Here is a 16,300-nt window from a genome sequence, read left to right on the forward strand (position 1 = left end):
ATAAAGGACCATATCCCCGCCTTGAAGTAGAAAAATCATCGCAAAGGGATGGCCTCCTGCGCGAAACCAAATTACAAAATCGCGAAAGATTCTTGCGTGAAAGCCGATCATGCCGCTCAAAGCCGATCTCGACGCCATCGACTGGAAGATCCTGCGCGAGCTGCAAAACGACGGCCGCATGACCAATGTCGAGCTGTCCAACCGCGTCGGCATCTCGGCGCCGCCCTGCCTGCGCCGCGTCAGGCGACTGGAAGAGGCCGGCATCATCCGCGGCTATCGCGCCCTCCTCAACGCGCCGGCGCTCGGCATGGATGTCGTCGCCTTCTGCCTGATCGGCCTGCACCATCAGGCCGACGCCGAGCTGAAGACCTTCGCCGAGCGCACGCGTGGCTGGCCGATCGTTCGCGATGCCTGGATGGTGTCGGGCGAGTCCGATTTCCTGCTGCATTGCGTGGCGAGCGACCTCGGCACCTTCCAGACCTTCGTCATCGAGGAGCTCGCCTCGGCCCCCAATGTCGACACGGTGCGCACCGCGCTGACCATTCGCCGCGTCAAGGATGAAGGGCTGGTGGCTTTTCCGGCTTAGAGCAATTCCAGGAAAAGTGTGAAACGGCTTTCCGTCCGGAATTGCGTCAAAACAAAGAGCTCCAATGCGCCGGCTTCCGATGAAGCCGCTGGAAAAACAGCGGTTTGGCGCTCAAACTTGAATCAATGCGGGATCAGAGCGCTCGTATCGCGGTCAGCAGGCCCTCTTGGTCCTGCGCGCCGCACAGCGGCAAAACTGAAAGCCCGCTTATCGTTGTGGCTCCGCCATCGACAAGCCAGCCGCGCAGAAGGCCGGCGCGCCAGCCGGCTTCCATGTCGGCCGGCTTGTCGCCGACGATCAGCGATCGCCTGAGATCGAGGTCGAGCCGGCGAGCCGCCTCGATCAGCATGCCCGGATTGGGCTTGCGCATCGGATGATCGGCGATCGCCAGCGGACCCGAACCGGCCTCGTGGTAGGCGCAAGCCAACACCAGATCGACGACTGCGCTCCGCGCGGCAAGCAGCTCGAGCACCCGCCCGTTGACGCGGGAAAAAGCGTCCCAGCCAAAATAGCCGCGCGCGATGCCGGACTGGTTGGTGACGACGACGACGGGGATGCCGTGCTGGTTCGCCACTTCTATGGCCGGCGCGATGCCGTCGCGCAATACCATGGCGGCCGGATCGTCAGGGTAGCCGGTGTCGACATTGATGGTGCCGTCGCGGTCGAGGAACAGCGCCGGCAGGCCGGCTGAGAAGGATCTGGACCCGATCCGCTCGACCCAGAGTCCGGGCTCGGCGAGCGGAAAATCTCCCTCGCCCTCAGCCATCGCTGAGACGCGCTTCCACGGCCTCGCACAGATGATGGTAGAGGCAGAGATGCCCCTGCTGGATGATCGGCGTCGAGGTCGACGGCACGTTGAGCAGGATGTCGGTCAGCGGCTTCAGCTTGCCGCCGGTGTCGCCGGTCAGGCTGATCACCGTCATGCCCATTTCCCGCGCCTGCTCGGCGGCGGCAAGGATGCTCGGCGAATTGCCGCTGGTGGAGATGGCCAGCAGCACCGCGCCTTCGGATCCATGCGCCTCGACCTGGCGCGAGAAGACGGTATCGAAGCCGTAGTCGTTGCCCCAGGCGGTCAGCACCGCCGCATTGGCCGGCAGCGCGATGACGTTGTAGGCCTTGCGCTCTTTCAGGAAACGGCCGACCAGTTCGCCGGCGATGTGGATGGCATCGCTCGCCGAGCCGCCATTGCCGCAGATCAGCAGCGCCTTGCCCTGCGACAGCGCCGTCACGACGGTGCTCACCGCACGCTCCATCTCGCCGGTAAGGTCGCGCTCGACCATCGCGGTGATCGCCGCCGCGGAGCGGACCAGATATTCGTTCAATTCGGACATAAAATCCTCAATTCGTTCCGCCGGCGCGCAGCTTGCCGATGGTGCTGGTGGTGCTCTTGCCGGCGACAAGGTCGACCAGCACCACGCGCCCGCCTGCCTTCTGGATCACATCGGCGCCGACCACGGTCTCGATCGTATAATCCGCGCCCTTGACCAGGATATCGGGCTTGAGCGCCTCGATCAGCTTGAGCGGCGTATCCTCTTCGAAGACGACGACGGCATCGACCGAGGCAAGGGCGGCGAGCACGCAGGCCCGGTCATGCTGGTCGTTGACCGGGCGTCCGGGACCTTTCAGCCGGCGCACCGAGGCATCGCTGTTCAAGCCGAGCACCAGCCGGTCGCACTGGCTGCGCGCGGCGTGCAGCAGGCTGACATGGCCCGCGTGCAGGATGTCGAAGCAGCCATTGGTGAAGCCCACCGACAGCCCCTCCTCCTTCCACGCCGCCACCATCCTGGCCGCCGCGTTGGCGTCGAGGATGGCATCCTGATGGGCGACCGGCCCATGCGAACGGAATAGCGCGCCGGAGAGTTCCTCGACGGTCAGCCGCGCCGTGCCGCGTTTTCCCACCACGACGCCGCCGGCGGCGTTGGCGATTGTGGCGGCCTGCACGCGGTCGGCGCCCGCGGCGAGTGAAAGCGCGAAGGTCGCGATGACCGTGTCGCCGGCGCCCGAGACGTCGAACACTTCGCGCGCCTGCGTGGAAATGTGGCGGGCATCTTCGGCGGTGACCACGCTCATGCCCTTTTCGCTGCGCGTGGCGACGATGAAGTCGAAGTCATGCGCCGCGATCAGGTCGCGGGCCGCGGCGACGATCTCGTCGTCGCCGAAAACCGCGCGTCCAACCGCTTCGCCGAGTTCCTTGCGGTTCGGCGTGACCGCCGTCGCCCCGGCATAGCGCGTATAATCGCGCCCCTTGGGATCGACCAGCACTGGCTTTCCGGCATCGCGGCAGATCGCGATCAGTTCGGCCGCCACGCCGTCGAGCAGGATGCCCTTGCCATAGTCGGACAGGATGACGATGTCGGCGCGCGCCAGCGCTGCCTGGAAATGCTCGACGAGCGCGGCCCGCTCGCTACGCGACAGCGGCTTGATCTCTTCCTCGTCGAAACGCAGCACCTGCTGGTTGAGCGCGCTGAAGCGACTCTTCGACGAGGTCATGCGGCCCTTTTGCTGCAAAAGGCCGTCGGTATCGGCGCCGAGATCGCCAAGCATGCGCATGAGATTGTCGCCGGCTTTGTCGGCGCCGATCACAGATACGGGAATAGCGGCGCCGCCCAGCGAGACGATGTTGGAGACGACGTTCCCGGCGCCGCCCATGGCCAGCATCTCGCCCCGCCCGTGCAGCACCGGGATCGGCGCTTCCGGCGAGATCCGCTCGATGACGCCGCTGACGAAGCGGTCGAGGATGAAGTCGCCGACCACCAGCACCGTGGCCTCGCCGAAGCGGGCGATTGTGCGATGCAAGGGTTCCGGGGAAGGCAGATGGTGCTTGATCATCTTACTGGTGCGCGCCCGAAATGGCTGGTTTGATCAGGGTTGCGGCGCCGGAAGTCCGGCGCCATTCGTTCGTCGCGATGCCGATATACCGCAATTCGGGCCAGCGCAACGGCAGGTCCGAATAGGCAGGGCCAAGGCCGACAAACGGATCAGGTCTTTTGCGAGGCGACATGGACGCCGAGACCAACAAGCACGGCACCACCTGCACGCTGCATCAAGCGCTGTGCACGACCGGATCGCCGCAGTCGCACAATCATCGCGCCGGCCAGGAAGACGCAAACGATGTCGGCCGACGAGAACATCAGGTTGACGATGGTCCCCAGCACCACGAACTGCAGCCACACCGGAAAGGTCGCCGAGGCATCGATGAACTGCGGCAGGAAGGCCATGAAGAAGATGGCTGTCTTGGGATTGAGCACCTCGACGGTGATGCTTTCGAAAAAGGCGCGACGGGCCGATTTGCGTTCGACGGCAGGCAAAGCTGCGTCGCCCTGCGCCTTGGCGCGGAACAGTGAGACACCCAGCCAGACCAGGTAGAGCGCGCCGACGAGTTTGACAGCCATGTAAAGCGGCGGCACGGCGTGGAACAACACCGACAGTCCGGTTGCGGCGGCAAGGACATGCACGTAGCCGCCGAGATGGATGCCGAGCGCCGCCGTCAGTCCCGACAAGCGTCCCCGCGCAATTGTTTGCGCCGCGGCATAGAGCATGGCCGGTCCGGGAATGTAGGCGAAGATCGCCGTGGTCACGAAAAAGGCGATAAGCAGTTCGGTCGAAGGCATCCTGGTCCCTCACGATAAGAGCCGACTGAAGCGGAAGCTTTGCGGCCTCACTGTGGCAAGGAACCGGTCTGCCCTGATTTGGCCAGAACGCGCGCCATGAACTTGTCATGGTCGACGACCGCGCGCTCGTGGAAACCTTCCCCGATCAGTCCGTTCTCGTCGCTGCACGACACCTTGAAGCGCAGTTTTCGCCCCTCCACGGCGACAAGCTCGACATCGGCGGTGACTGTCATGCCGACGGGCGTGGCGGCGACATGGCTGACGTCGACATGGGTGCCGACGGTTCTCTCGTGGCTGCGAAGGAACGGACGCAGCGCCTCGATGCATGCCCATTCGATGAAGCCGACCATGAAGGCGGTGGCGAAAACCGGTGGCATGTCGCCGAAGCCCGCAAAGGCCGGTGTCATGGCCGGGACCGTCAGGGTGCCGTCGACCCGTACTGTTTGAAGATGGCGAAGGCCGGGCTTTAGATCGGATGTCATGGCTATACCAAGGGCAAAGACGCATACCGACGGCGCTTGCCACGGCGCTCAAAGGCACCAAAGCTTGCCTCGACCGAAGAAGTACCGTTCGGCGCGCGGCAGAGCTTATCTCGCAAGCCGTTCTGCCGATCCATCCCTACATTCGTCGTAGCCGATGGGTCCGTGACGGCGAGCTTTATCGACACTCTTGTCTGCCTCCCCTATAAGGGCCGGAATCGGCAACGGAAACAGAGGCCTTCATGATCATCGTCACGGGCGGCGCCGGCATGATCGGCTCCAACATCGTCGCCGCGCTCAATGCCGAGGGCCATGACGACATCGTGGTCGTCGACGATCTCACCGACGGCCACAAGATCGCCAACCTGGCCGATCTTCGGATCGCAGACTATCTCGACAAGGACGAATTCCTGGCGCGGCTCGAGGACGGCGAGCTCGGCCGTGTCGAGGCCGTCTTCCATCAGGGCGCCTGCTCGACCACAACCGAATGGAACGGCAAGTTCATGATGGACGTGAACTATGCCTATTCGAAGCGCCTGCTGCATGCCTGCCTGGCGCTGCGCGTGCCTTTCCTCTATGCCTCCTCGGCCTCGGTCTACGGCGGCGGCGGCGAGTTCCGCGAGGAGCCCGAATTCGAGCGGCCGCTCAACGTTTACGCCTATTCGAAGAAGCTGTTCGACGACTATGTCCGCCGCAACGTCTTCGACACCGATCACTCGCAAGTGGCGGGCCTGCGCTATTTCAACGTCTACGGACCGCGCGAGGCGCACAAGGGCGCCATGGCTTCGGTCGCTTTCCATCTGTTCAACCAGGTCGAGCAGGGCCAGAATCCGAAACTGTTCGGCGCCTATGGCGGCTTCGGCCCCGGCGAGCAGAGCCGCGACTTCATCCATGTCGGCGATGTCGCCGACGTCAATCTGTGGCTGTGGAAGCGCGGCTCGAGCGGCATCTTCAACTGCGGCACCGGCCGCGCGCAACCGTTCCGCGCCATTGCCGAAACGGTGATCGACACGCTCGGCAAGGGTGAGATCGAGTTCATCCCCTTCCCCGACCATCTCAAGGGCAGCTACCAGAGTTTTACGCAGGCTGATATGTCCCGCTTGCGTGCAGCCGGCTACAATGGCCAATTCCGCACTGTCGAAACCGGCGTCAGAGACTATGTCCAATGGCTGAAAGCCCAACGATCCTCGTGATCGGCCCACGCTGGGTGGGCGACATGGTCATGGCGCAGTGCCTGTTCGCGGCACTGAAGGAAAAGCATCCGAACGCCGCGATCGACGTGCTGGCGCCGGCCTGGGCGGCGCCCCTGGTCAAGCGCATGCCGGAAATTCGCTGCCAAATCGATTTCCCGCTGATGCCGGGAGCGCTGGAATTCCGCAGCCGCCGGCGCTTCGGCCGCCTGCTGCGTGGCCGCTACGACATGGCCTATGTGCTGCCGGGGAGCTGGAAATCGGCGCTGATCCCGTTCTTTGCCCGAATCCCGCACCGTGTCGGCAATTTGCGGGAAATGCGCTACGGCTTGCTCACCGATATCGTGCCCCTGCCCGATGCGGTGAAGCGGCGCACGGCACGTGCCTATTTCGGCCTTGCCCGCGGCGGCACGTTTCGCGCGCCGAAACTCACCGTCGATACGGCCAATCAAGCCGATCTGCTGGCGCGGTTCGGGCTCGAAGCCAAGCGGTTTGTCGCCTTGATGCCGGGCGCCGAGTTCGGCCCGGCCAAGCGCTGGCCGAGCGATCACTATGCCGAGCTGGTCAGAGAAATGATGGACAAAGGCCTGGGCGTCGCCCTGCTTGGCTCGAAGAACGACGCCGAAGTCACCGGCGAGATCGCGAGGCTCGCGCCGGGCGCCATCGACCTTGCCGGCAGGACAAAGCTCGAGGACGCCATCGACCTGATCGCCGCGGCGAAGCTTGCCGTCTCGAACGACAGCGGACTGATGCATGTCGCGGCCGCCGTCGGCACGCCGATCGTCGCCGTCTATGGCTCGACCTCGCCCGAGAACACGCCGCCGCTGACCGATCGCTCGGAACTGATCTGGCTGCATCTTTCCTGCTCGCCCTGCCATAAGAAGGTCTGCCCGCTCGGCCATCTCAACTGCCTGAAGACGCTCGACGTCGCGCGGGTCGCGGCAGCGGCCGACCGGCTGCTCAAGGTTCCGGCAGCCGCATGAAGGTGCTGATCGTCAAGACATCGTCGATGGGTGACGTCATCCATACGTTCCCGGCTGTCGAGGACGCGCTGCGCAATCGATCGGACATAAGCTTCGACTGGTGCGTGGAAGTGGCCTTCGCCGGCATCGTCGCCTTGCATCCGGCGATAAGATCCATCCACAAAGTCGCGATCCGCCGCTGGCGCAAGACGCCGCTTGGCGGCGCCACATGGCGCGAGATGGCCGGCCTGCGCCACGGCTTGCGAACCGGCCATTATGATCTGGTCATCGACGCCCAGGGGCTGTTGAAGTCGGCTGTGGTTGCTAGGCAGGCCGGCGCGCCGATTGCCGGTTTCGACCGTTCCAGCGCCCGCGAGCCCTCGGCGACGCTGCTTTATCAGCGCAAATACGCGGTGCCGCGCGACCTGCACGCCATCGAGCGCACCAGGCGACTGTTCGGCCTGGCCTTGGACTATCAGCCGGACCTTTCGACGCTCAACTCCGGCATAGTGCCGCCGGCAGGCGGACTTCCCGGCGTCGAAGGCAGAACCGCTTTCCTGCTGCACGGCACCAGCCGAGAGGACAAGAAATGGCCGGTTGAGGACTGGATAGAGACCGCGCGCCAATTGGTGTCCAGGCAATTCATGCCGGTCGTCACCTGGTCGAACGAAGCGGAAAAGCGTGTCGCCGAAGCAATTGCCGGCGCGGTGCCGGACACGGTTCTGGTGCCGAAATCGCCACTTTCCGGAATCGCCGCGATTCTTGGACGGTCGACGCTGGTCATCGGCGCCGACACTGGCCTCACCCACCTTGCCAGCGCCTTCGGCCTGCCGACCGTCGCCATATTCCTGGCGACCGAACCGGGCCTCACCGGCCCGCGCGGACCGTTTGCATCGACTTTGCTTGCGCCAGCCGGAGGCAAAGTGACGCCGGCTGAGGCGGTGACGGAGGCTGAACGGCTGCTGGCGCTTAGATCAGAAGCGCCGGCTTAGATCGACTGCCTTGGAGATTAGCCGCTTCGTCATCCTGGGGCGGAGCAAGGAGCGAAGCGACGCGGCGCAGACCCCAGGATCCATGCCGTTACATGGACGTATTGCAACGGTGCAGAATTCTGCTCCGCTGCACTTTTCGCGCGAGGTCACGGCATGGATCCCAGGGTCTTCGCGACGGAGCTTCGCTCCTGCTTCGCCCTGAGATGACGACATCCGGGAGGCTTCAGCCAGTTCCGAACGTTTGCAATGGGTCAACCGCGAGCAGTGAAAGCACAGAAATCCACGCTACCCAAGAGCGTTAAATGAACTGCACCCGGACGATCTCATACCCCCGTGCGCCGCCGGGGGCGTTGACCTCGATGGCATCGCCGACTTCCTTGCCGATCAACGCGCGCGCGATCGGCGAGGAGATCGAGATGCGGCCGGATCTCACGTCCGCTTCCTGGTCGCCGACGATCTGATAGGTCTTCTTTTCCTCGGTGTCCTCGTCGACCAGCACAACGGTGGCGCCGAACTTCACCTTGTCGCCGCTGAGCTTCGAGACGTCGATGACCTCGGCCCGCGCGATCAGGTCCTCGAGCTCATTGACGCGGCCTTCATTGTGGCTCTGAGCCTCTTTCGCCGCGTGGTACTCGGCATTTTCGGACAGGTCGCCATGCGAGCGCGCTTCGGAAATCGCCTCGATGATGCGCGGACGCTCTTCCTGCTGGCGCCAGCGCAGCTCTTCCTTCAATGACGCGAACCCCTCGCCTGTCATCGGGACCTTGATCATATGCCTGACCTTTCCTGCCGCCACCCCCGCTTTTCGGGGATGGCCTTGTCGTTGGGTACAAAAAGAAAACGGTCCGGCAGCCTCGGGCTAACGGAACCGTTTCACCACAATTTCCCCGAATATAGCGATCTTCGCGCGATTTTCACGTCCAAAAATGAAGTTTGGCAAAATGATCACTGCTTTTGCTTGATCGCCTGGCGGCGAATGCTGCAGCAGTAAAAAAACCGGCTGCGATTGTTCGCAGCCGGTTTGGGGAAGCCGGTGGTCGGATCAGCTCCTCAGGAAATGATCGATCTGCTCCGACAGCATGCCGTATTCGCGCGAGCCTTTGCCGGTCCGCTTCTCGATCTCCATCAGCTGCTGCTGCGCGCCGGCAAGATCGCCGATCTGCAGGTGGGCCTCGCCGAGATATTCGCGCACCAGGGTGTAGTTCGGGTCGATGCGCAACGCTTCCTCGTAGTAGCCGAGGCCGACCGTGACACGGCCGGAATGGCGATGCGAATAGCCGAGATAGTTGAGAATGCGCGGATCCTGCTTGTTGGCGGCGAGCGTCAGCACCGAGATCGCCTCGTCATAACGTCCTGCCATCGCCAGGTCGTGACCGGCCTCGTAGATGCTGTCGTCATCCAGCATGCCATATTGCGGCTTTACGCATTTGCTTTTCTTCTTGTCCCAGACCTCGCCCTTCTTGCACTGGGTAGTGGTTTGACCGCTCCCGCCGCCACCTTCCCCGGCGGCAAAGGCCGGAGCGACGAATAGCGGCAGTGCCGCAACAGCCAGGACCTGAACAAGCAATCGTCTGCGCATCGATGCCTCCTTGAGCGTGACAATGGCAGAATAACGCCGCCTTGGTGCGGTTTCATCCCGAAAAGCCGGTAGTGGCCGAACTATTTCGCATGTCCAAGCGGATTCAGCTGCTTGCGAACGGATGTGACGCGGGCCGCAAATCCGCTATGATCAGTCGAGCGCACGACGAGGAGAAAGGCCCGTGCAGCAACGCCTCGAGCAAGAATGGGAGCTTTCCATCGACCCGGACACGGTGCGCCTGTTCATCCTGAAGGCCAAGGCGCTGAGCGCCGGCGTCAACGAGGACTATGACGACGGCGCCGAGCACGAGGTCGAGTTCGACGGCGACAGGCATGACAGCCACCACCATGACGGCCTTGTCGAGGAAGCTTCGGAAGACCTCACCGAGGAGGAATTCCGCGAGCTGATCAACGACCTCAACGTCGACGAAGCGGCCGAGCTGGTAGCGTTGGCCTGGGTGGGCCGCGGCGACTATGAAGCGTCCGAATGGGTCGACGCGGTGGCGGCCGCGCGCGAGCGCGCCAACAAGCGCACCGCAAAATACCTGCTCGGACTGCCGCAGCTCGCAGACTGGCTGGAGGAAGGCCTGGAGGCGATCGGCGCGTAACGGGCCGGTAACCGATTTTGATCGCAGCGCCGCAAAATCCAAGGCAACCTTGCCGTGCCGCCGCCGTTTCCGGCCGATGGCAACACTGAGCTTTTCCGGATTTTGCAGACTGGCGCTGCTTCTGGCGGCGGCAACCTTGGTGATTACACCAGCGATGGCCCGACATCACCACCACCGATCGCATAAGAGCCATTTGCCGCCTGCCGGCCAAAGCGCCGCGCCGGCGCCCGAAACGCCGGCGGCGGCACCCATTCCCGAGCCGCGCCCTGCCGAAGAGCCCGATCGGGAGTCCGAACTCGAACCGCAGACGCCGGTCGTCGCCCCGACGCCACCGGAAAAGCCGGCCGAAGTGGCGCCGGAACCGCCTGCCACCGCGCCAACGCCGCCGGAGAAGCCCGCACAAGTGAACCTGCCTCCCGATCCGCGTTCCGCTGAACTGCCCGCCGACAAGATGCCGCAGGAAGAGCTGACCTGCCGCGATCGGCTGAAGGCGCTCGGCGTCGAATTCGAGGAGCACAAGGCCGAGCACGATGCCGCAATCGGCTGTTCGATCCCCTACCCCATCGTCCTGAAAACGCTGGGAAAATCGATCGGCATCGGTTCCGGCGCCGAGCTCAATTGCCGCATGGCCGAGGCTGCCGCGCGCTTTGCCGCCGATGTCATCCAGCCGGCGGCGAAGGCCGATTTCGGCGCCGATCTCAAATCGATCACCCAGGCCTCCGCCTTTGTCTGCCGTCCGCGCCACGGTGGCGAAAAGCTGTCGGAGCATGCCTTTGGCAATGCGCTCGACATCGCTTCCTTCACGCTGGCGGACGGCAAAAAGATCGAGATCGGCCCGGTGCCGCCCGAAAAGGATGCAGAGTTCCTGAACACCGTGCGCAAGGCCGCCTGCGGGCCGTTCAAGACGGTGCTCGGTCCGGGCAGCGATCCCGACCATGCCCTGCACTTCCATTTCGACCTCGAGCCGCGCCGTCACGGCGGCACGTTCTGCCAATAAGAACTGATGCCGCAATTCGGCCCCAGGCGTGAATGCCGGCGCTGATCTTTCCTTTACTCTTGCCGACTAGACTTGTGCCATCGGAAGCATGATCCCTGCCGGGATCAGCTCGGGACGGGATGCCTTTCGATGGCCCGAATATTTGGCGCCAGCCTCGCCTTGGCGCGACTGAACACTCGTGCGCGCTCCGCCGCCGTCAGGTTGGCAACAGGGCTCGCTATCACGGCGGTCTCGGCTTGCACGACCGGCGATGTCTTCTCGCTGCAGCCGACCGTCGACGTCGGCAGCCAGACCGCAGCCGTGCCCGAGGCGCCGCAATATGCCGGCATGCAGCGGCTTGTCCCGTCCGACCCCTATTTGACCCAAGCCGCCTATCCGCGCATGGATGAGCCGATGTCGTCACCCGAGCAGATGCCGGCGAGCGAGATCGACTGCCGCAGCGAGTTGAGACGGCTCGGCGTCGTCTACCAGGACGTCCAGCCGATCCACGAAGGCCAGTGCGGCATCGACTTCCCGGTGAAGGTCTCGGCCATCGGCAGCGTCGAGATGAAACCGGCAGCGACGCTGACCTGCAACATGGCCGCGACCTTTGCCGCCTGGACCAGGAACGAGCTCGTGCCGGCCGCCCGCTGGCGCTATTTCTCCGGCGTCAAGGCCATCCACCAGGGGTCGAGCTATTCCTGCCGCAACATCGCCGGCGAAGGCGTCCTGTCCGAGCACGGCAAGGGCAACGCGCTCGACGTCATGAGCATCGAGCTCAACAATGGCGACGACATCGACGTGCGCAAGCCCGGCCTGTTCGCCTTCCGCACCCGCGGCTTCCTCAACAATGTGCGCGCCGACGGCTGCCAGTATTTCAACACGGTGCTCGGCCCGGGCTACAATTACGACCACCGCAACCACTTCCACTTCGACGTCAAGAACCGCAGGAACGGCTACCGCGCCTGCCGCTGAAGGCCATCCCCTCTGCCCAATCCGCCGCATGCCGCATAGAGTGCTCGCGTAGGACCTCGGAGTGGTCTTTTCATGGGTGAGCGAAGCCTTAGGCGGCGCGCGGCGATCTGGCTGGCGGCTTTCTGCGCCTCCTATCTGGCATTTGCCTATCTCGCCGCGCCGGAATTCTGGACCTGGCGGGAGCGCGGCTTCCGCACGCAGCGCTTCGAGATGGTGACGCATACGTCGCAGGGTATTCCAGGCGATCCGATCAATGTCGGACTTGTCGGCACAAAGAAGGAAGTGGTCCACGCCTTTGCCGTCGCCGGTTGGGATACGGCCGATGCCGTCACGCTGAGGACCGCGATCGATATCGGCGAGAGCGTCTTGTTCTCCCGGCCCTATCCCGATGCGCCTATGAGCCGCCTGCTGTTCGAGGGCCGCGCCCAGGATCTCGCCTTCGAAAAGCCGGTCGGCTACAGCGCCGACCGCCGCCACCACGTCCGCTTCTGGCAGACAAACACGGTCGGCGACGACGGCCGCCCGCTCTGGCTGGGCGCCGCCAGCTTCGATCGCGGCGTCGGCCTGAGCCACGACACCGGCGCCATCACCCACCACATCGGCCCGGACATCGACGCCGAGCGCAACTTCCTGATCGCCGACCTCAAGGCGGCCGGCATGCTGGTCTCGACCGGCGAGATGCCGGGGATCGGCGCCACGCAGGACGGCAGGAATGGCGGCGGCGATCCCTATTTCACCGACGGCATGGCGGTAATCGGCGTGCTGAAAACTCTGCCGTGACAGCGCGGCAGGTCAGGTCGTGGCGATGACGATCTTGCCGAACCGCCGGCGCCGCCCTGGGCTGCCGCCTGAGCCGATGCCATTCTTGAAAAATTGTCATGCTCCAAAAATAGCGGCGGACTATTTTCGAATGCGCTGCAGCAATGCTATTGACCGCCCATGCTTTATGTTGAAATCGCCGTCGTGGCCGTCCTCATCTTGGTGAACGGCCTTCTGGCAATGTCCGAACTTGCGATCGTCTCGTCGCGGCCGGCCCGCCTCAAGGCGATGATCGACCGCAATGTCAGGGGCGCCGGCCGCGCGCTGGCGCTCGGCTCCAATCCCGGCAAGTTCCTCTCGTCGGTGCAGATCGGTATCACCTTGGTCGGCGTTCTCTCCGGCGCCTTTTCCGGCGCCACGCTCGGCGAGCGATTGGCGCAATATCTGGCCTCCGCCGGCATCCGCGAGAACATCGCCGATCCCGTCGGCGTCGGCATCGTCGTCGCGATCATCACCTATGCCTCGCTGATCGTCGGCGAGCTCGTGCCGAAGCAGATCGCGCTGAGGGATCCTGAGCGCGTCGCAGTCCGCGCCGCACCGGCGATGACCATCCTCGCCAGGGTATCGGCGCCGCTCGTCTTCCTGCTCGACATTTCCGGCCGCGCCATTCTGTGGCTGCTCGGCCAGACCGGCGAGGCGGAAGAGAAGGTCACCGATGAGGAGATCAAGATGCTTGTCGCCGAGGCCGAGCATCACGGCACCATCGAATCCGACGAGCGGCGCATGATCGCCGGCGTCATGCGGCTCGGCGACCGCGCCGTGCGCGCCGTGATGACGCCGCGCACCGAGGTCGACTGGATCAACCTGCAATCCGACGAGGCGACCATCAGGCGGCTCCTGACGGAGACCCAGCATTCACGTCTCCCCGCCGGCGACGGCAATGTCGACGCCATGGTCGGCGTCGTCCAGACGCGCGACGTTCTGGCGGCGATCCTCGGCGGCAAGGTGCTGGAACCGCGCCAGCATGTGCGCGCCGCGCCTATTGTGCACGACCAGGCCGACGCGCTCGATGTCCTGCAGAAGCTGAGGGAATCGGACGTCCCGATGGCGCTCGTCCATGACGAATACGGCCATTTCGAAGGCATCGTCACGCCGGCCGACATCCTGGAAGCGATCACCGGCGTCTTCCGCTCGGACCTGGAGGCCGGCGAGGAAGAGAACGCCGTCAAGCGCGAGGACGGTTCATGGCTGCTTGCCGGCTATATGCAGGCCGACGAGATGGCGGAAGTGCTGGGCATCGATCTGCCGGAGAACCGCGACTACGAGACGGTGGCCGGCTATGTGCTGTCGCATCTGCATCACCTTCCCGCCACCGGTGAATGCGTCGACGCGCAGGGCTGGCGCTTCGAGGTGGTTGACCTCGACGGCCGCCGTATCGACAAGCTGATCGCCACCCGCCTGCCCGACGGCCACCGCCCGATAGCGCGGCGGTAGAGCAATTCCAGGAAAAGTGAGCAGCGGTTTCCCGCTCGAGCAATCGCGGCCTGGGGTCCGCAGCCGTCGTACAGGTCCCGACCGCAATAGCCCGACTTGCTCCGCCTAATGACACAGGGTTCGCAAGCCGGGCCATGCGCCGGGATTTTGGAACCGGGCCCCGTCAGGGCGCGCTCGACATCACCTGATCCCAAATCAAAGAGTCTAACCGGCTGAAGCCGCCGCGATGCCGCGTCGCGCACGGCGCGCGGGCACTCATGACTGGGCCCCCAGGAATGCCCGGCCGAAACCGGGCTCAACGGATTCGATTGTCCCATCAGGCAGCTTGAGCAAGCGGTCAACTGCGATACCGTAGATCCGCAGCCGCTCCTCGAGCAGGTGCGCGGCTTCCTCGAGATCGCCCCCTTCGGCCTGGCGCAGCGCACGATGCATCACGTTACGGAAGATCAGCCTGACCTGCAGGAGCATGTCGGCGAATGCAATCGGATCGGGCACCTCAAACGCGCCTTCTTCGCTCCCCTTCCTCAGGAGGCGCGCGATCATCGGCAAGGCGAGCTCCCTAGCGGCCTCGTCGATCCTGTGGAAGAGCACGACGTTTTCCGGCCGAAAGACCACGGCGAAAGTTTTCCGGAGCTGCGGGGCTAACTCGACGTTGAGCCGCTGCGATCCGGAAAAAAGCGCGTTGAGCCGGCCGATGGCATCGAGCGAAGGATCTTCCAACATAGGCTCGAGTTCGGCGAGACTCTCGCGCGCGATCCGCGCCGCGAGCGCTTCCAGCAGTGCCTCCTTCGAGGCGAAGTAATGGTAAAACGCCCCCTTCGACAGACCGGCCTCGCGTATGATATCGTTGACCGTCGTGTCGTCGTAACCGCGCTCGAAGAACAGTCGCTGGGCACAGTCGAGAAGCTCGGCAGAGCGTACTTCTGGCGCCTTTATCACTCTGGCCAATTCGATTCCCTCGGACGTCCCTGAAGGCGTGATCGAGAGGCGGGAACGCCTCCGCCGTCAATACGTTTTTGAATATTATAGACCGACGGTCGGTCTAATGCTATAGGTCCGGCCCTTGAAAGAGGAGCGCTTCATGCGCTTTAGACGCTGGATTGCGGCCATTGTCGTCGCAGCGTCGGCTGCGACCGCCGCGACTTGGTATCTGCTGCAGCCGACGCCCGTCTCGGTGGTGACGGCCAAGCGCGGCGACGCTGCGGAGATCGTCTACGCCAGCGGCTCGGTAGAGCCGAAGACCTGGGCAAAGGTGGCGCCCGTGGTCCGCGAGAGAATTGTCGAGCGGTGCGACTGCGAGGATTCGCGGGTCGAGCGCGGCCACGTGCTTGCCCGGCTCGACGATAGCGAGGTCAAGGCCGCTCTCGGTGAACTCGAGGCGCGTCGGGCTCTGGCCGCACAGGAATTCCAGCGCCAGACGGTGCTTGCGGAGAAAAACGCTGCGAGCCAGCAGGCGCTCGATCAAGCGCGCAGCGAGCTGTCTCAGATCGAGGCGCTGATCGCCGCGCAGAAAGCGCGCCTCGAAACTTACATATTGCGGGCGCCGACCCCGGGCGTCGTGCTGAGGGAGGACGGTGAGGTGGGCGAGGTCGCCGAACTCGGCACCATACTGTTCTGGATCGGCGAACCGCGGCCGCTGCTCGTGGTCGCCGAGGTCAACGAAGAGGATATTCCGCGCGTCGAGGTCGGCCAGCGGACGCTGCTGAGGGCCGACGCCTTCCCGGGCCGGAACCTGGAAGCGGTCGTCGACCGGATCACGCCCAAGGGCGATCCTGTGACGAAGACATATCGGGTCTACTTCCGCCTGCCGGACGACACGCCGCTCAGGATCGGCATGTCGACCGATGTCAACATCGTCACCCGCGTCGCCAGGAACGCGCTGCTGGTTCCCTCCGCCGCGGTCCAGGGAAACGACATCGTCGTGGTCGAAGGCGACAGGGCGTATAAGCGCGAGATACGCACCGGCATTCGCGGCGTGAAGGGTGTTGAGGTTCTGTCCGGCGTCGGCGAACAGGATCGCATCGTCTCGCCCTACCCGGCCGACCTCAAAGACGGGACGCGGGTGAAGACCACCGAGACGGGTACGTGAG

Annotated in this window: 18 protein-coding genes; 10 read left to right on the forward strand and 8 right to left on the reverse strand. The window is 64.3% G+C overall.

What is annotated here, in order from left to right:
* The first annotated feature begins 109 nt into the window (after positions 1-109).
* Entirely contained in the window at positions 110-586 is a 477-nt protein-coding gene (locus RFN30_RS19345; RefSeq protein ID WP_126088098.1) for an Lrp/AsnC family transcriptional regulator, read from the forward strand.
* Positions 587-719: 133 nt separating this feature from the next.
* Here RFN30_RS19345 and RFN30_RS19350 read toward each other — a convergent pair whose 3' ends face one another.
* The 5 genes from RFN30_RS19350 to RFN30_RS19370 all read right to left on the reverse strand — a co-directional run bounded on the left by RFN30_RS19350 (position 720) and on the right by RFN30_RS19370 (position 4,679).
* Positions 720-1,352, reverse strand: a complete 633-nt coding sequence (locus RFN30_RS19350) for a D-glycero-alpha-D-manno-heptose-1,7-bisphosphate 7-phosphatase (RefSeq protein WP_320263677.1) — start codon at positions 1,350-1,352, stop codon at positions 720-722.
* On the reverse strand, positions 1,345-1,917 hold the full coding sequence (locus tag RFN30_RS19355; RefSeq protein WP_320263678.1) for a D-sedoheptulose-7-phosphate isomerase: 573 nt from the start codon (positions 1,915-1,917) through the stop codon (positions 1,345-1,347). Before RFN30_RS19355 ends, RFN30_RS19350 begins: the two co-directional genes overlap by 8 nt.
* A 7-nt stretch (positions 1,918-1,924) precedes the next feature.
* A complete protein-coding gene (gene rfaE1, locus RFN30_RS19360; protein WP_320263679.1) occupies positions 1,925-3,415 on the reverse strand; it encodes a D-glycero-beta-D-manno-heptose-7-phosphate kinase in 1,491 nt (496 codons plus the stop codon).
* 149 nt (positions 3,416-3,564) lie between these two features.
* Positions 3,565-4,197 carry a LysE family translocator gene (locus RFN30_RS19365; protein WP_320263680.1) on the reverse strand — a complete coding sequence of 211 codons (633 nt, stop codon included), beginning with the start codon at positions 4,195-4,197 and terminating at the stop codon, positions 3,565-3,567.
* A 47-nt stretch (positions 4,198-4,244) separates the two neighbouring features.
* The gene (locus RFN30_RS19370) at positions 4,245-4,679 is read right to left on the reverse strand and encodes a thioesterase family protein (protein WP_320263681.1); all 435 of its coding nucleotides are present in this window, start codon (positions 4,677-4,679) and stop codon (positions 4,245-4,247) included.
* A 239-nt stretch (positions 4,680-4,918) separates the two neighbouring features.
* On the opposite strand from RFN30_RS19370, the gene rfaD reads away from it, so the two are divergent.
* The 3 genes from rfaD to waaC are packed head-to-tail and all read left to right on the forward strand — an operon-like array spanning position 4,919 to position 7,820.
* Positions 4,919-5,869: an ADP-glyceromanno-heptose 6-epimerase gene (gene rfaD / locus RFN30_RS19375; protein ID WP_320263682.1), complete on the forward strand. Its 951-nt coding sequence runs from the start codon at positions 4,919-4,921 to the stop codon at positions 5,867-5,869.
* Positions 5,842-6,849: a lipopolysaccharide heptosyltransferase II gene (gene waaF, locus RFN30_RS19380; RefSeq protein WP_320263683.1), complete on the forward strand. Its 1,008-nt coding sequence runs from the start codon at positions 5,842-5,844 to the stop codon at positions 6,847-6,849. The genes rfaD and waaF overlap by 28 nt, the downstream gene beginning before the upstream one ends.
* Positions 6,846-7,820: a lipopolysaccharide heptosyltransferase I gene (gene waaC, locus RFN30_RS19385; RefSeq protein ID WP_320263684.1), complete on the forward strand. Its 975-nt coding sequence runs from the start codon at positions 6,846-6,848 to the stop codon at positions 7,818-7,820. The genes waaF and waaC overlap by 4 nt, the downstream gene beginning before the upstream one ends.
* Positions 7,821-8,118: 298 nt before the next feature.
* Here waaC and greA read toward each other — a convergent pair whose 3' ends face one another.
* Positions 8,119-8,592, reverse strand: a complete 474-nt coding sequence (greA, locus tag RFN30_RS19390) for a transcription elongation factor GreA (RefSeq protein ID WP_320263685.1) — start codon at positions 8,590-8,592, stop codon at positions 8,119-8,121.
* 270 nt (positions 8,593-8,862) lie between these two features.
* Complete coding sequence (locus tag RFN30_RS19395; protein ID WP_320263686.1) at positions 8,863-9,399, reverse strand: tetratricopeptide repeat protein; 537 nt, start codon at positions 9,397-9,399, stop codon at positions 8,863-8,865.
* 181 nt (positions 9,400-9,580) lie between these two features.
* Between RFN30_RS19395 and RFN30_RS19400 the strand changes: the two genes are divergently transcribed.
* The 5 genes from RFN30_RS19400 to RFN30_RS19420 all read left to right on the forward strand — a co-directional run bounded on the left by RFN30_RS19400 (position 9,581) and on the right by RFN30_RS19420 (position 14,210).
* Positions 9,581-10,006: a DUF3775 domain-containing protein gene (locus RFN30_RS19400; RefSeq protein WP_320263687.1), complete on the forward strand. Its 426-nt coding sequence runs from the start codon at positions 9,581-9,583 to the stop codon at positions 10,004-10,006.
* A 193-nt stretch (positions 10,007-10,199) separates the two neighbouring features.
* The gene (locus RFN30_RS19405; RefSeq protein WP_430699065.1) at positions 10,200-11,003 is read left to right on the forward strand and encodes an extensin-like domain-containing protein; all 804 of its coding nucleotides are present in this window, start codon (positions 10,200-10,202) and stop codon (positions 11,001-11,003) included.
* Positions 11,004-11,132: 129 nt separating this feature from the next.
* The gene (locus RFN30_RS19410) at positions 11,133-11,957 is read left to right on the forward strand and encodes an extensin-like domain-containing protein (protein ID WP_320263689.1); all 825 of its coding nucleotides are present in this window, start codon (positions 11,133-11,135) and stop codon (positions 11,955-11,957) included.
* A 72-nt stretch (positions 11,958-12,029) separates the two neighbouring features.
* Positions 12,030-12,737 (forward strand): LssY C-terminal domain-containing protein, encoded by a 708-nt coding sequence (locus RFN30_RS19415; RefSeq protein WP_320263690.1) that lies wholly within the window; start codon positions 12,030-12,032, stop codon positions 12,735-12,737.
* A gap of 159 nt (positions 12,738-12,896) precedes the next feature.
* Positions 12,897-14,210 (forward strand): hemolysin family protein, encoded by a 1,314-nt coding sequence (locus RFN30_RS19420; protein WP_320263691.1) that lies wholly within the window; start codon positions 12,897-12,899, stop codon positions 14,208-14,210.
* A 255-nt stretch (positions 14,211-14,465) separates the two neighbouring features.
* Here RFN30_RS19420 and RFN30_RS19425 read toward each other — a convergent pair whose 3' ends face one another.
* Complete coding sequence (locus RFN30_RS19425) at positions 14,466-15,149, reverse strand: TetR/AcrR family transcriptional regulator (protein ID WP_320263734.1); 684 nt, start codon at positions 15,147-15,149, stop codon at positions 14,466-14,468.
* A gap of 142 nt (positions 15,150-15,291) precedes the next feature.
* Between RFN30_RS19425 and RFN30_RS19430 the strand changes: the two genes are divergently transcribed.
* Positions 15,292-16,299, forward strand: coding sequence for an efflux RND transporter periplasmic adaptor subunit (locus RFN30_RS19430; RefSeq protein WP_320263692.1), 1,008 nt, complete (start codon positions 15,292-15,294; stop codon positions 16,297-16,299).
* Position 16,300: the final 1 nt, after the last annotated feature.

The sequence above is a fragment of the Mesorhizobium dulcispinae genome, from assembly GCF_033977345.1.
Lineage (GTDB): Bacteria > Pseudomonadota > Alphaproteobacteria > Rhizobiales > Rhizobiaceae > Mesorhizobium > Mesorhizobium dulcispinae.

Bases quoted from the DNA above. Each gene is read 5' to 3' on its own strand.
- RFN30_RS19345 (WP_126088098.1), top strand. From the start codon at position 110: ATGCCGCTCAAAGCCGATCTCGACGCCATCGACTGGAAGATCCTGCGC.
- RFN30_RS19350 (WP_320263677.1), bottom strand. From the start codon at position 1,352: ATGGCTGAGGGCGAGGGAGATTTTCCGCTCGCCGAGCCCGGACTCTGG.
- RFN30_RS19355 (WP_320263678.1), bottom strand. From the start codon at position 1,917: ATGTCCGAATTGAACGAATATCTGGTCCGCTCCGCGGCGGCGATCACC.
- rfaE1 (WP_320263679.1), bottom strand. From the start codon at position 3,415: ATGATCAAGCACCATCTGCCTTCCCCGGAACCCTTGCATCGCACAATC.
- RFN30_RS19365 (WP_320263680.1), bottom strand. From the start codon at position 4,197: ATGCCTTCGACCGAACTGCTTATCGCCTTTTTCGTGACCACGGCGATC.
- RFN30_RS19370 (WP_320263681.1), bottom strand. From the start codon at position 4,679: ATGACATCCGATCTAAAGCCCGGCCTTCGCCATCTTCAAACAGTACGG.
- rfaD (WP_320263682.1), top strand. From the start codon at position 4,919: ATGATCATCGTCACGGGCGGCGCCGGCATGATCGGCTCCAACATCGTC.
- waaF (WP_320263683.1), top strand. From the start codon at position 5,842: ATGGCTGAAAGCCCAACGATCCTCGTGATCGGCCCACGCTGGGTGGGC.
- waaC (WP_320263684.1), top strand. From the start codon at position 6,846: ATGAAGGTGCTGATCGTCAAGACATCGTCGATGGGTGACGTCATCCAT.
- greA (WP_320263685.1), bottom strand. From the start codon at position 8,592: ATGATCAAGGTCCCGATGACAGGCGAGGGGTTCGCGTCATTGAAGGAA.
- RFN30_RS19395 (WP_320263686.1), bottom strand. From the start codon at position 9,399: ATGCGCAGACGATTGCTTGTTCAGGTCCTGGCTGTTGCGGCACTGCCG.
- RFN30_RS19410 (WP_320263689.1), top strand. From the start codon at position 11,133: ATGGCCCGAATATTTGGCGCCAGCCTCGCCTTGGCGCGACTGAACACT.
- RFN30_RS19415 (WP_320263690.1), top strand. From the start codon at position 12,030: ATGGGTGAGCGAAGCCTTAGGCGGCGCGCGGCGATCTGGCTGGCGGCT.
- RFN30_RS19420 (WP_320263691.1), top strand. From the start codon at position 12,897: ATGCTTTATGTTGAAATCGCCGTCGTGGCCGTCCTCATCTTGGTGAAC.
- RFN30_RS19430 (WP_320263692.1), top strand. From the start codon at position 15,292: ATGCGCTTTAGACGCTGGATTGCGGCCATTGTCGTCGCAGCGTCGGCT.